Below are 13,009 nucleotides of genomic sequence, written 5' to 3'. Positions count from 1 at the left end.
GGACAGTCTGATGAGAACAATTCCGGTGCGTGCCGGTTATCTGGCTAATCTGCCGATGCTGCTGAGCATGGTGCTGGCCGCTTTGTGGGTTTGGTATACCGGTAATACGGCGGAAAGCACGGCTCTGTTTCTGGGGATTATCGCTGGCGGACTGGTAGATTTAGATGATGGTTTTACCGGCCGGCTACGTAATCTGTTTTATACGCTGATTCATTTTTCTTTAGCGGCTACGGCAGTTCAATGGACATTTGGGCACCCTCTGGCGTTTTCGCTACTGATGATTTGGGCGGCGTTTACCATGACGATGATGGGCGCCATTGATGCGCGCTACCGTACCATTGCGTTTGGTACGCTGCTGGTGATGCTGTATACGGTTCTGACTTATTCGCCAATGCTGCCTTGGTATACCAATCCGCTAATGCTGATTTGCGGCACCAGCCTGTTTAGTATATGTACGCTTGTGCTGCATTTGCTGTTTCCCAATCGGCCGGTACAGGATAATTTATCAGGTGCTTTTGCGCGTCTGGCCGATTATATGCTGGTGAAAGCACAGTTTTTCGACCCAGATGAGGCTGACTTGCTGGCAGAAAAGGAATTGGCGCTGGCGATGAAAAATACGGCTGTAATTGAGGGGTTTAACCGCTGTCGCGCAGCGCTGTTTTACCGTCTGCGCCGTCAGCATCGCCAGCGCGGTTTGGGCACCTTACTGCAATATTATCTAACCGCACAGAATATTCATGAACGCATCAGCTCGCGCCATGTGGATTATACGGCGCTGGCTCACAGGTTGGCTCATTCTGATCTGATTTACCGAATTCAGCGTTTGATTGTGCTGCAGGCACAGGCTTGCCAGCAGATGAGTGAGTGTCTGCACGAGGACAAACACTATGTATTCAATCCGATGCTGCGCCGTGCTGGTGAGGGCATTGAGCAGGCAGCTGAGCGCTATTGTGCTGAAAATGGTTGTGATGAAGATACACCAGGGTTGCAGCAATTGATAGCCAATGTTTTGGGAATCAATGAGCAGCTATTGTGGCTGGAGCAGGTAAAGACTGGTGCCACAGCAGAAGCGGTCAGCGAGACACAAATCGCAGGACTGGATGTGGCTCGCATTCGCGATATTCTGCCGGCTGTGCGCGCTCATTTTACTTTGCAATCAAATGTATTGCGTCATGCGGTACGGCTAGCCATCCTGACGGCAGTGAGCTGTGTGGTGGTGGAAGGCTGCCAGCTTAAAATGGGCTACTGGATTCTGCTCACTGGTGTTATTGTTTGCCAGCCCAACTATTCAGCCACTACTGTCCGTCTGAAGCAGCGTATCGTGGGCACGCTGCTCGGTGTGGTAGTGGGGTCGGTGTTGCCATATTTTGTGCCGACACTGGCTGGCCGGCTGGTGATTGTGGTAGTGAGTACGGTATTGTTTTTTGCTTTCCGTGTACGCCGTTATAGTTTTTCTACCTTTTTTATTACCGTACAGGTGTTGGTTGGCTTTGCTATTATTGGCATGGATACCCAGTCGGCAATGCTGTCGCGCTTTGTGGATACGATTCTGGGTTCGGTATTGGCGTGGTGCGCGGTGTCGTATCTGTGGCCAGACTGGCGTTATCTGACGTTGGGACGGATTGCCCGCCGTGCTCTGTGCAGTGACGCTGCCTATCTGCGGCAAGTGGCGCAGCAATTGCAGCAAGGGCTGCGTGACGATGTGGACTACCGTTTAGCCCGCCGCACGGCACATGAGCTGGCGGCAACGTTAAGTAATACGGTGGCAGATATGTCGATGGAGCCGGCGCGCTATGGACGACGTCTGCCCGAGGGCAAAACTATTTTGCAACTTAATTATGTGTTGCTAAGCTGTATTTCCGCACTCGGGGCGCTGCGGGCGCAGGTGGATCGGATGCGACCACAGCTGACGCCACAACGAATACAGCACTGGTCTGTTATCGCATCAGCACTGGCAGAGCTGATGGCGCAGGATGCTGCTGATGCTGTGCTACAAGCTGAATGGTCAAAACTGGACACAGATCTGGCGCAAAGCCGGCCTCAGGCGGATGAAGATGTGGTGGAGAAAGTGTTGTGGCGGCAGCTACACCGGCTGCATGAACAGCTGCCGGCCTACTGGCAGGCTTTGCAGGCGGATGCAAGGGCTGGTACTGCTGTGCAGGAATATCAATGAAAGTAGCGGAAAAAAACTTGCGTTAAGCTGGTTAAAATTCGTGACTGAATAAGTTAATCTTGACGTGCAGTGGTGTTTTCTCAATTATGCTATTGGTGGTTTTCTTTTAAAATCAGATATAAAGCTAAAATTTTGGCGTATGTTATACTGATATTCACCATTTCAATATTAATAATGAGAGGATTACCATGGCTGAACCTAATGAACAGATTGAGACTTCGTCTCAAGTACCGCCATTGATTCCTACCCAGAATGGTACACTGGAATTACACGACATTACGATTGTTGACCAGAGTAAGCTGAAAAAGGCGATTTCAGCAGCGGCGCTAGGCAACGCCATGGAATGGTTTGATTTTGGTGTCTATGGTTTTGTGGCCTATGCGCTAGGACAAGTGTTTTTTCCATCAGCTTCACCCAGTGTGCAGATTATCGCTGCGCTGGGTACCTTCTCCGTTCCCTTTCTGGTGCGCCCTTTAGGTGGCGTATTTTTCGGTATTCTTGGCGACCGTTTCGGCCGGCAAAAAGTGCTGTCGACCACCATTATTATTATGGCGCTCAGTACGTTCTGTATCGGGCTGATTCCTTCCTATCACAGTATCGGCATTTGGGCACCGGTGCTGTTGCTGCTATGCAAACTGGCACAGGGTTTTTCAGTAGGCGGTGAATATACCGGTGCAGCAATTTTTGTGGCGGAATATGCGCCCGACCGCCAGCGTGGTTTTCTGGGTAGTTTTCTGGATTTTGGGTCAATATGCGGCTTTGTGCTCGGCGCGGGGTTGGTGGTGTTGCTGGAAAATATCATGGGCTCGTCGCATTTCCTTTCATGGGGCTGGCGTATTCCATTTTTCCTAGCCGCTCCTTTAGGCTTGCTCGGCCTATATCTGCGTCATGCCGCTGAAGAAACTCCGGCTTTCCAGAAACATCTGGATATGATGGAAAAAGAAGAACAGGAAGCAGTGAGCAACCGCCCGCAGGTGTCGTTCAAAGAGGTCTTGCGCCGATTTTGGCGAACTTTGCTGGTCAGCGTAGGGTTAGTGCTCACTACCAATATTACCTATTACATGCTACTGACTTATATGCCCAGCTATTTGTCGCATAATCTGCATTACGGAGAAGACCGTGGGGTGCTGATTATTATCGCGATTATGATAGGCATGATGTTTATGCAGCCAATTATCGGATTCACTAGCGACAAAATCGGCCGTAAGCCCTTTGTGATTGGCGGTTCGATTGCTCTGCTGGTACTGGCCATACCGTGTTTTCAGCTGATTACCAGCGGCAAAGTAGGGTTGATATTCCTCGGTCTGTTTATTCTTGCAGTAATATTGAATTCCTTTACTGGCGTAATGGCCTCTACTTTACCGGCCTTGTTTCCAACACGTATTCGCTACAGTGCTCTAGCCAGTGCGTTTAATATTGCGATTATTATTGCCGGATTAACGCCAACCATCGCAGCAGCACTGGTGGACGCCAGCAATAATCTGTTTATTCCGGCCTATTATCTGATGCTGGTGGGCGTAATCGGAATTGTGACCGGTATCTGCCTGAAAGAAACAGCTAACCGCCCATTACGCGGTGTTTCACCTTCTGCCTCGAGTAAGCAGGAAGCGCGTGAGCTGCTAGCACAGACTTATGAGCATATTGAGCAGAGTGTGGAAGATATCGACGCAGAAATTGCACGCTTGCAGGAACAGATACAGACGCTGGAAATGCGCAAACAGCAGTACATTGATTTACATCCGAAGCTTGAATGAGCTTTTAGTAACTTATCCGCTTAAATTCAGCCACTAATGTTAATCTATATAGGTTAATATTGGTGGTTTTTTATGTATATTTAATTCCTTTTAGTAGAGGGGTAAGGCTGTGAACGATAAAACAAAATTAATACAATTCACGAAAGAAATGTTTAAATTCACGAGCGCTTTAAGTACTTTAATTGGATTTTTTATTGTCTTTTTTTATTGTATCGAGATTCATTATTTTCCTGTTGGTATCACAACTGGTGATGCACTCTTATTTGTTTGGGCGGTAATCAGTTTTGGTTTAATTTATGCGGTTTTCATTTATTTTATTTACACTGCTAATAGTGTTTATTTTTATATTGGCTCTATTCGTATAAATAAATTTTATAAAAAAACAATAATAGACAAATTACCATGTGGAAATAATAAATTCTTTATTTTAACTTTTGGTATAATTGCGCAAATATTTTTATGGATAATGGGTTGGCGTGTAGATTTTTTTTCGTTGATTTTAATAACAGTCTCACAATGCATAATGCTGATACTTTATTTTATAGGTTATTGTGCATATTACGATGTTAAATTCCCAAAAAAAAATAAAATTAATGAATCAAAAGAATCAAAAGATTCAAAAGATTCAAAAGATTCAAAAGATTCAAAAACAAATAAAAATTTTTACCTTATAATATTTGTATTAATATATATTTCTATACCACTTATATTTGGTCATGTAGGTATCGGTTTCATCAAAATTTCATTTAATCTGATTGGTATTAGACAAAATAATGTAGTTATCTATATAGATAAACAGTACCAGACTATTCTACAAAGCAGAATCAGTGACTATACAAAATCTGAAAAAAATCATTACCTTTTAATGGGAAAATTAAATTGTAGTGAGGTATGTAATATCGATAACGTCAATATTTTATTTACTGACATCGGTACTAAAATTCTCTTCGAGATACCTTCTCATCCAGATAAAGATGGAAATATCAAAGCCTTGCAATTTGAATTACCTGCCAGTGCAATCAAAGGGATTGAACGTAAAATAATTTACGTTAAGTAATTTTTTGAAATTGATACTTATGTTTTTCATTAATTTAATTAGAATAAAATTTTATAATGTATAACTAATTGAAATTTGCATTGAATAAAGATTTGGAATGATATCGAATATTTATTCTTATAGATATCAATCGGTGTGCTGTTGGTGATTACTACTGCTAGAGTTATAAGTTTACCCTAGCTGTCTGGTTATTGCCGATAAGCAGATTATCTAGTGGGAGATTCTTCTATTTGGCCTGAACTATATTGTGCTGAATAGGTTTTTTTCAGCCAGTGTGTTTTTTTTGCTTCTACAGAAGTTGTTTAACATTCTGTGATGTGAGTATATGGCACAACTCAAGGGTGCTGATTTGATGCAATAATATTTTTCTGGATGTTATGCCATCGGTAAACTTGCTCGATAAAAAATCATAGCTTTTGCATCTGGTATTTCACACTCGTGGTATTCAAGTGATCGGTGGCACAACAATAATACTAATCATTGATAATATGAAGACAGGGTGTAGTGTGCGCGATTGAAAAAATGGTTGATTTTATAGATTTTTATGTAAATATCATTCGTTTTATGAGTTATCCCTGCTTAAAGTTTGAAGGAAAAAACTGTAAGCAGGGATATCAGTGGTTTAGTTGCCATTCATGGCTTTGTCCAGTTCCTGTTGTCTGGCTTGTACGGCATCTTCTAATCCTTTGATGCGTTCCTGATAGCGTACGTAGTTGCGTTCGTTGCCCAAACGTACTTTTTTGCCTTCTTCCAGCGCTTTTTTGGCATCAGCAAGATTTTTTCGTGCTGAAGCTATTGCCGATTGGTTAGGCTGCTTTTCTGCTTCGTTGTTATCTGTGGGAGCAGAATGGTTATCCACAGCAGGTTTGTAAGCTGGTGTAGTGGAAAAATTTGCCCCTAGATTATTGGCCTGGCGACAGTTTTTGCCATTTGGTACTTCTGAATAGCTGTGGTTGCCACGGCTGTCCGTACATTCGTATATCTGTGCTAGTGCAGTAGTGCTCAGTAGGGAGCATAGTGCAGCCAGAATGAGGTTTTTTTTCATGATTTGTCCTTTGTCCGGGGGTTACATGCGGCCAAGTTCGCGCTGAATGGCCTGAATATTCTGCTGGCGGTCGAGTACGGCGCTTTGCAACTCGGTAGTATTGCCGCCTTTGCCAGTACGGCTGCGGTTAAGTGCTTCCTGTGCCTGAGCCAGTGCGTTGCGCTCGTTGGTCAGTTCCTGTTGCAGGATTGCACGACGAGTATTGTCGCTGCCTTTGGGTACGATATTTACCGAGGGCTGGGGTCCACTGTATGCTGTGGCTACGCGTGTGGCCGGGCGCGGTCGACTACGCACGCTTGTTGAAGAGCTACTACTGCGGTAGCTGGGGCGGCTGTCGCTATAGCTGCCGATAGCAGGCAAGCTAGCGACGGCACAGTTGCCTTTAGGTTTTGATGTATAGACAACTTCGCCGTTTTCAAGGCAGGTATATACTTTTGCCGATACTTGCGCACTGATTAGCAGGCTGCCAGAAATGATCAGTATGGGAAGCGCTTTTTTATATGTCATTATTAAACCTTGTACATCAATCATTCAGTTTTGTTGGCTGATGTCTTCAAGCTGTTGCTGCCATTCAAGCCATTTTTCTTCAGTTTGGGTTAATTTTACTTTGAGCTCGGCTAGTTGGGTAATGGTTTGTTGTAATTTTGTGCGGTTTTCGTCAAGGTAGGCTTCTTCGCTGGCGAGAAAGGCTTCGCCTTCCTGTTGCTGCTGTTGCCAGATTTCCATGTCGCGTTCGGCTTTTTCGATATTTTTCATCAAGGGTTTGGTCAGTTTGGCTCGTTCCTGCCGCTGTTGTGCTTCGATGCGCTTTTGCTCTTTGCGCTTAATGCTGTCGCTGGAGTTTTGCAGCTGGTCGATACTGGTTTGCTCTTGTGTCAGACGCCATTGGCGGTAGTTGCTTAGGTCACCATCAAAGTGTCTGAGCTCACCATGATTAAGGTATATCAGGGCGTCGGTGGTGGATTCGAGCAGGCTGCGATCGTGCGACACTACGATTAATGCGCCCTGAAAGCTTTGTAACGCCAGTGTCAGGGCATGGCGCATGTCTAAATCCAGATGGTTAGTGGGTTCGTCCAGCAGTAAAAGGTTGGGCTTCTGCCACACAATCATGGCCAGTGCCAGCCTTGCTTTTTCTCCACCTGAAAAGGGGGCTATAGGTTGCATTGCCATATCGCCGATAAAGGCAAAGCTGCCAAGGAAATTGCGAATTTCCTGTTCGCGCACGTCTGGAGACAGTTGCTGAATGTGCCATATTGGGCTTTGGTCGGCACGTAGGGTTTCAAGCTGGTGCTGTGCAAAGTAGCCGATTTTGAGTTTTTCGGCTCGCACAATCTGGCCGCTTAATGGTTGCAGGCTGCCGGAGATGGCTTTTATTAGGGTGGATTTACCGCTGCCATTGACACCTAGCAGACCATAGCGGGCACCTGATTCGACTGAGAGATCGATGTTATGCAATACCGTTCGGTTGCCATAACCTAGATTGATGTTTTCCAGTTTTAGCAGCGGATTGGGCAGATGGTCGGGCTGGGCAAATTCAAATGAAAATTCGCTGTCCAGATGAGCTGGTGCGATACGTTCTAATCTGGCTAATGCTTTGATGCGACTCTGTGCCTGTACTGCTTTGGTGGCTTTGGCTTTGAAACGGTCAATAAAGGATTGCAGATGCTGTATGTGTGCCTGTTGTTTGATATAGGCGGCCTGCTGCTGTGCGAGTCGCTGTGCGCGCTCTTGCTGGTAGAAATCGTAGTTGCCACCGTAAAGAGTCAGTTGTTGCTGTGCCAGTTCAACGGTTTGGGTGGTGGTGGCATTGAGGAAGTCGCGGTCGTGCGAGATGATTATCTGGGTAGTATCTAGACCGGCCAGATGTTGCTCTAGCCACAGGACAGTTTCTAAATCCAGATGGTTGGTGGGTTCGTCTAGTAGAAGCAGATCAGTACGACACATGAGTGCCTGAGCCAGATTTAGGCGCATACGCCAGCCACCGCTGAATGATTTTACTGGCTGTTGCTGTTCTTGCTGTGAGAAACCTAGGCCGTTTAGTAATTTGGCGGCACGTGCTGGTGCGCTGTAGGCGCCGATTTCATCTAGACGAGCATGGTATTCGGCCTGTTTGAGTCCGTCGTTGCCTGCTTCGGCCTGTTGCAGCAGTTGTTGTAGTTGCTGTAATTCTGTGTCGCCTTGAAGTACGTAGTCCAGCGCAGGGATATCCAGTGCCGGTGTTTCCTGCTTGACGGTGGCTAGCTGCCAGTGTTTGGGTAGGCGTAGGTCGCCGCTGTCATGGCTGATTTTTCCTTCCAGCAGGGCAAACAGGCTGGATTTGCCGGTGCCGTTTTTGCCAATCAGGCCGACGCGCTGACCGGGATAGATGGTCAGGCTGGCGTGTTGCAGAAGCTGTTTGCTACCACGCTGTAAGCTGAGATTTTTTATTTCAATCATACATATCAAACGCTACAAGTTGAGAGGCAAGGGGGGCGGGTTAGTTGACAATCTGGCTAAGCGGCCAGCGCGGTCTAACATTAAAACTGCCGGTAGGGCGGGCACTGGACAGATGCATAGCTCCGGCAAAGGCAATCATGGCACCGTTGTCGGTGCAGTAGGCTAGCGGAGGAAAGAATGTATGCACTTCAGGAAGGCTGCTGAGGCTTTGGCGCAACTGCCAATTGGCACCCACACCGCCAGCTACGACCAGTTGTTTGTAGCCGGTTTGCTGTAGTGCCTGTTTGGCTTTGCTGGTCAGTACATCGACAACGGCGTTCTGGAATTCGCGGCAGATATCATGTCTGATTTGTTCGGGTAAAGCTTCGCCGCAGCCAGTTTCTGCTTTAATTTTGTTGACGGCAGTGAGTACGGCGGTTTTTAAACCGGAAAAACTCATGTTCAGATCGTGCGAATGCAGCATAGGGCGCGGAAAATGCAGGCTGCCGCTGTGGCCAAGTCTGGCTAGCTCGGACAGTTTGGCACCGCCTGGATAGGGCAGGCCTAGTAGTTTGGCAGTTTTATCAAATGCTTCACCGGCTGCATCATCGATGCTTTCGCCCAGTAGGGTGTAGTCGCCGATGCCTTTGACGGCCATAAATTGGGTGTGACCGCCAGAAACCAGTAAGGCGACAAATGGAAAATCCGGTTTGTCGTCGCTGAGCAACGGCGACAGCATATGGCCTTCTAGATGATGGACGGGAATGATGGGTTTATTTAGGGCAAAAGCCAGTGCGTTGGCAAAGCTGGCTCCGGCCAGTAATGCACCACCTAGCCCTGGGCCTTGGGTATAGGCGATGGCATCAATGTCGGCAAAAGTTTTGCCGGCCTGATGCAAACACGCCTGTGTAAGCGGGGTTAGGCGGCGAATATGGTCGCGGCTGGCCAGCTCGGGCACGACGCCGCCATATTCGGCATGCATGGCAATTTGTGTATGCAGCTGATGAGCCAGTAGTCCGTGTTCGGTGTCGTATAGGGCAACGCCGGTTTCGTCACAGGATGATTCGATTCCCAGTACCAACATGTTTGAATATTTGAATTTAAAGCAGTAAAGCGGTTTATTTTACCTGTTTTGGTGGCTTTCGTGGACTGGCTATCGGTAGGGGGAGAGCAAATGTTTTATAATAAGTACTTGCGTGGTTCGCAAACTTCCCACGTCAGGCGGCGGTAAAAGCGGTTTTTACGGCTGTTTCTGAAATCAAAACTAAGGAAACGAAATAATGAAACAACATACTCGAGCGCTGGTGATTTTTTCCGGCGGTCAGGATTCGACGACTTGTCTATTGCAGGCTATTGCGACTTATGGACGTGATAATGTGCAGACGATTACTTTTCAGTATGGTCAGCGCCATGCGATTGAGCTGGAAAAGGCACGCTGGATTGCGCAGGACTTAGGCGTAGCACAGACGGTAATGGATTTGTCATTGCTGCAAAGCATTACGCATAATGCGCTGATGGATAAGCAGCAGTCTATTGAAACTCCGGCAAATGGGCTGCCGAATACGTTTGTAGATGGCCGTAATGCGTTGTTTCTGTTGTATGCCGCTATTTTTGCTAAAGGACAGGGTATTCATGATGTGATTGCTGGCGTATGTGAAACCGACTTTTCTGGCTATCCGGATTGCCGCAATGTGTTTGTACAGTCGATGAATGTGACGTTGAATCTGGCTATGGATTATGAGTTTCGTCTAATTACGCCGCTAATGTATCTGGACAAGGCACAGACATGGGCGCTGGCAGATGAGCTTGGCTATCTGGATTATGTGCGCGAGCATACGCACACTTGCTACAACGGCGTGGAAGGCGGCTGCGGTGAGTGCCCAAGCTGTGTATTGCGTGAACGGGGTCTGCAAACCTATCTGGCACAGAAAAGAGCTGTTTAGTATGGGTTTAGGGCCGCTGTTTGCCTGTGATTAAATTTTTTTACGTGATTAAGCCTGTTTTGCATGTGATTTACATGGTAAAAACGTGACCGAACAGGAAAGGTATGAAGATGAGTGATGATCTGAAAACCAGTATTATTGAATTTCCGCTGGATTTCCCGATTAAGGTAATGGGTGAACAGCATCCGGAATTTGCGGCTCGGGTGTTGGATGTGGTGCAGCAGCATGCGCCAGAAACCGCAGCTTCAGATATTAATACCCGCCCGAGCAGTAAGGGTAATTATATTAGTGCTACAGTGGTGGTTCGTGCCGAAAGTCAGCAGCAGTTGGATGATATTTATCGTTCTTTAAGCAGCCATCCGATGGTGAAAGTTGTACTATGAAAGTGGTGCAGCTGGGTTTACGCGCTTATCAGCCGGTATTTGCTGCAATGCAAGATTTTACGGCTGCTCGCACAGCCCAAACCGAAGATGAGTTGTGGGTTGTTGAACATCCGCCCGTATTTACACAGGGCATGGCCGGTAAACCGGAACATATTCTGGTGCATGATGATATTGAGGTAGTACAGATAGACCGCGGTGGGCAGGTGACTTATCACGGCCCGGGTCAGTTGGTGGTGTATACGCTGATTGATTTTAAGCGTCGCCATATTACCGTGCGTGAGCTAGTAAGCCGGTTGGAAAACAGTATTATTGCTACGCTGTCCGATTATGGCATTGCAGCGGAGAATGACCCGAAACGGCCCGGTGTCTACGTTAGCGGCCGGAAAATCGCGTCGCTGGGGCTGCGCATTAAACAGGGTGCGGTGTATCACGGGCTGGCGCTGAATGTGAATATGGACCTGACTCCGTTTACACACATTAATCCTTGCGGCTATGCCGGCTTGCATATGACGCAGATTGCTGAGCTGATAAAGCCGTGTCCAACACTGGCTGAAGTGGCAGAACGCTTAACCGGCTACCTGAGTTTGCAATTGAATGCTCCGCCTCCTGAGCGGCCATCTACACAGAAAGTTGTACTATGAATCAAGATAACAGCCAAGGGGTAAAACACAAGGGTGCAGAAAAAACGGCACGTATTCCGATTAAAGTGGTTCCTCTGGAACAAAAGCTGAAAAAACCGGAATGGATTCGGGCACGTTTGCCGAGCAGTCAGAAGTTTTTTGAAATTAAAAGTATCGTGCGCGAACAGAAGTTGCATACGGTATGTGAGGAAGCCAGTTGTCCAAATATCGGTGAATGTTTTAGCAAGGGTACGGCTACTTTCATGATTATGGGTGATATCTGTACTCGTCGTTGTCCGTTTTGCGATGTAGGCCATGGCCGTCCCAATCCGCTGGATGAGCAGGAACCAAGCCATCTGGCTGCTTCGGTAAAAGCAATGAATTTGCGCTATGTGGTGATTACGTCTGTTGACCGTGATGATCTGCGTGATGGTGGTGCGCAGCATTTTGCTGACTGCATTACTGCTATCCGTGAAGCCAGCCCGCATACTCAGATTGAGGTGCTGGTGCCGGATTTCCGTGGACGCCTAGATATTGCACTGGAAATTCTGGCGCAGACTCCGCCGGATGTGCTGAATCATAATCTGGAAACGGCACCGCGGCTGTATAAACAGGCGCGCCCTGGTGCAGATTATCTGCATTCACTGAAATTGCTGAAGCAATATAAGGCGCTACGTCCTGAAGTAGCCACCAAGTCTGGATTGATGGTTGGTCTGGGTGAAAGTGATGAAGAAATTCTGCAAGTGATGCAGGATTTACGCGACCATGATGTAGAAATGATTACCATAGGCCAGTATTTGCAACCCAGCAACAGCCATTTGCCAGTGCTGCGCTATGTGACACCGCAGCAGTTTAAAGCTTTTGAAAAACGTGCTTATGAGATGGGATTTAAGCATGGTGCTATTGGGGCGATGGTTCGCTCTAGTTATCATGCAGATGTGCAGGCTGAGCACGCAGGCGTGGTAAACGAATAAAACTTCAAGGGAGATGCGGGCATCTCCCTTATTCATTGATAACAAGATACAGCATACAAGCTAGAAGATGCGTATTTTGGTTGTTATTTACGATACTCGTGAATTTTAGCCGCTAAAATTTCAATGTGTCTTTTCGTTTTTTCAGCGGCATTTACGTGGACTTAGACTTTTTATTTCTTCGTTTGTATGTAAATCGTATACGCGAATAATAGCTCCTGGAGAACCTGCACACAGGCTAATTTTAGTGCTGGTAATACCTGTGCCATTTTGGGCAACAAATTTGATATTCGGAGCTAAATCTCTTCCAAATTCATCTTCCGCGACAATGTGATAATCGCCTTTCGGAGTCATACAACCACAGAGTAAGGCAATGGTGATCATGCAAAAAATATTTTTCATTTATTTAAATTTATTCTAATTTTGTAATGATATTTTATTTTATCGATAAATACTTTAAATGTCATTTGTTTGTCAATTTTCATTTTCTATCAGTTGTGTTTATTTAGGCAGATAGCTTTACCAGTGGGAGATTAAATGAATATTTTGGCAAAAAATTGATATTGGTTGGAATGGAAATGAATATATTGCCGGCGATCATCGGCATGGTGCTGCTCAGAGAATTTACTTTTCTGGTTCGGGATAGGG

The 13,009-nt window shown here is 46.5% G+C and carries 12 protein-coding genes; 7 read left to right on the top strand and 5 right to left on the bottom strand.

Annotation, left to right across the window (positions count from 1 at the left end; translation table 11 throughout):
- Nucleotides 1-10: 10 nt before the first annotated feature.
- The 3 genes from yccS to J3U64_RS03635 all read left to right on the top strand — a co-directional run bounded on the left by yccS (nt 11) and on the right by J3U64_RS03635 (nt 4,984).
- Nucleotides 11-2,173, top strand: a complete 2,163-nt coding sequence (yccS, locus tag J3U64_RS03645; protein ID WP_267408312.1) for a YccS family putative transporter — start codon at nt 11-13, stop codon at nt 2,171-2,173.
- Nucleotides 2,174-2,361: 188 nt separating this feature from the next.
- Nucleotides 2,362-3,927 carry a glycine betaine/L-proline transporter ProP gene (proP, locus tag J3U64_RS03640; protein ID WP_100152177.1) on the top strand — a complete coding sequence of 522 codons (1,566 nt, stop codon included), beginning with the start codon at nt 2,362-2,364 and terminating at the stop codon, nt 3,925-3,927.
- Between the two features lie 109 nt (nt 3,928-4,036).
- Nucleotides 4,037-4,984, top strand: coding sequence for a hypothetical protein (locus tag J3U64_RS03635; RefSeq protein WP_267408311.1), 948 nt, complete (start codon nt 4,037-4,039; stop codon nt 4,982-4,984).
- 622 nt (nt 4,985-5,606) lie between these two features.
- Here J3U64_RS03635 and J3U64_RS03630 read toward each other — a convergent pair.
- Genes J3U64_RS03630 through tsaD form a run of 4 tightly spaced genes read right to left on the bottom strand, consistent with a single transcriptional unit; the run spans nt 5,607 to nt 9,528 of the window.
- Nucleotides 5,607-6,029, bottom strand: a complete 423-nt coding sequence (locus tag J3U64_RS03630; RefSeq protein WP_267408310.1) for a DUF4124 domain-containing protein — start codon at nt 6,027-6,029, stop codon at nt 5,607-5,609.
- A gap of 21 nt (nt 6,030-6,050) precedes the next feature.
- Nucleotides 6,051-6,536: a hypothetical protein gene (locus tag J3U64_RS03625; RefSeq protein WP_267408308.1), complete on the bottom strand. Its 486-nt coding sequence runs from the start codon at nt 6,534-6,536 to the stop codon at nt 6,051-6,053.
- A 24-nt stretch (nt 6,537-6,560) separates the two neighbouring features.
- Complete coding sequence (locus J3U64_RS03620) at nt 6,561-8,465, bottom strand: ATP-binding cassette domain-containing protein (RefSeq protein ID WP_267408307.1); 1,905 nt, start codon at nt 8,463-8,465, stop codon at nt 6,561-6,563.
- Nucleotides 8,466-8,505: 40 nt separating this feature from the next.
- Nucleotides 8,506-9,528 carry a tRNA (adenosine(37)-N6)-threonylcarbamoyltransferase complex transferase subunit TsaD gene (gene tsaD / locus J3U64_RS03615; RefSeq protein WP_267391444.1) on the bottom strand — a complete coding sequence of 341 codons (1,023 nt, stop codon included), beginning with the start codon at nt 9,526-9,528 and terminating at the stop codon, nt 8,506-8,508.
- Between the two features lie 196 nt (nt 9,529-9,724).
- On the opposite strand from tsaD, the gene queC reads away from it, so the two are divergent.
- The 4 genes from queC (at nt 9,725) to lipA (ending at nt 12,364) form a co-directional block, all read left to right on the top strand.
- Nucleotides 9,725-10,387 carry a 7-cyano-7-deazaguanine synthase QueC gene (gene queC, locus J3U64_RS03610; protein WP_100152182.1) on the top strand — a complete coding sequence of 221 codons (663 nt, stop codon included), beginning with the start codon at nt 9,725-9,727 and terminating at the stop codon, nt 10,385-10,387.
- Nucleotides 10,388-10,497: 110 nt separating this feature from the next.
- A complete protein-coding gene (locus tag J3U64_RS03605) occupies nt 10,498-10,770 on the top strand; it encodes a YbeD family protein (protein ID WP_100156240.1) in 273 nt (90 codons plus the stop codon).
- Nucleotides 10,767-11,411 (top strand): lipoyl(octanoyl) transferase LipB, encoded by a 645-nt coding sequence (gene lipB, locus J3U64_RS03600; protein ID WP_267391442.1) that lies wholly within the window; start codon nt 10,767-10,769, stop codon nt 11,409-11,411. The genes J3U64_RS03605 and lipB overlap by 4 nt, the downstream gene beginning before the upstream one ends.
- Entirely contained in the window at nt 11,408-12,364 is a 957-nt protein-coding gene (lipA, locus tag J3U64_RS03595) for a lipoyl synthase (protein WP_267408305.1), read from the top strand. The genes lipB and lipA overlap by 4 nt, the downstream gene beginning before the upstream one ends.
- 141 nt (nt 12,365-12,505) lie before the next feature.
- Here lipA and J3U64_RS03590 read toward each other — a convergent pair whose 3' ends face one another.
- The gene (locus J3U64_RS03590; protein WP_267408304.1) at nt 12,506-12,715 is read right to left on the bottom strand and encodes a hypothetical protein; all 210 of its coding nucleotides are present in this window, start codon (nt 12,713-12,715) and stop codon (nt 12,506-12,508) included.
- Nucleotides 12,716-13,009 lie beyond the last annotated feature (294 nt).

Source organism: Snodgrassella sp. B3800, from assembly GCF_026535865.1.
GTDB classification, from domain to species: domain Bacteria; phylum Pseudomonadota; class Gammaproteobacteria; order Burkholderiales; family Neisseriaceae; genus Snodgrassella; species Snodgrassella alvi_E.
Note: the sequence above shows the minus strand (reverse complement) of the source record. Positions and strands in the feature narration are given on the sequence as shown.